This window comes from Roseburia sp. OM03-7AC (genome assembly GCF_003462625.1).
Lineage (GTDB): Bacteria > Bacillota > Clostridia > Lachnospirales > Lachnospiraceae > Roseburia_C > Roseburia_C amylophila.
In genome coordinates this window covers 1-810 of record NZ_QTZJ01000030.1, presented here as the reverse complement: position 1 = coordinate 810, position 810 = coordinate 1, and the positions used below count along the sequence as shown (strand labels likewise).

1 protein-coding gene is annotated in these 810 nt (G+C 35.9%); it reads right to left on the bottom strand.

What is annotated here, in order from left to right:
• Positions 1-159: 159 nt before the first annotated feature.
• On the bottom strand, positions 160-810 hold a 651-nt coding region (locus tag DXB39_RS14610), incomplete at its 5' end, for a DUF3879 family protein (protein WP_243007171.1).

Genomic DNA, 810 nt, shown 5'->3' with positions numbered 1-810 from the left:
GTTTTTCGTTTGTCTGACTATTTCCTTTCTGTACTTTATCAGTATTTTTTTCCATTATTGAATTCGTATTATTCATGTAATTAGATATTTTCATATCCTATTTTTCCTCCTTAAAACCCATTATCTTAGTTTCACCTCGTGGCTCACAAATAAATCTATCTATAACTTTATATCTACTGACTTCCTGCCACTCTCAACAGACTCTCTTGTAATGCCATCCAATGCACCCTCCGGTATTGGTTTACCAGCTTTCCATGTATGATCAGCGGCTTTTGCTGCTTCTGCAAATGCCTGTCTGTATTGATGTTCATATTGTTCCATTGTCCAGCCTGCTGATAAACGGTCATCTTTATCCATTTTTCTATATAAATTGTTATATACGCTCTCTCTTTTGGTAGTATCACCATTTAGAGTACCATTTTCATTTAAGAATTCTTTCTTTGCCAGTTCAAACATTTCTTCCCGGCTGCTCTCTGGAATAGAAATGATATGTTTATAACTGTTTCTGTTCTCATCCGTTACAGCAAGTCCTGTTAATCCGGTATTCGGATCAATCCAGTCTCCATTTTTGTCATACTGGCTCATCAGGTTCTTAATTGCCTGAACATTTGTAAACATTGCACCGTTTCCATTTTTCATCATCTCACTCAGTGCTGCTTTATACATTTTACTGTTTGTGTCGATCCCTGCTGCTTTTAATTGTTTCTGTACAGAACTGCTGTTCATTTGGGACAACTGAATATTGTTGACCAAATTTGTTTTTGATGTTCCAAATGTCGTTTGAAATAAAAAACCGTAGTCCGTAATTCT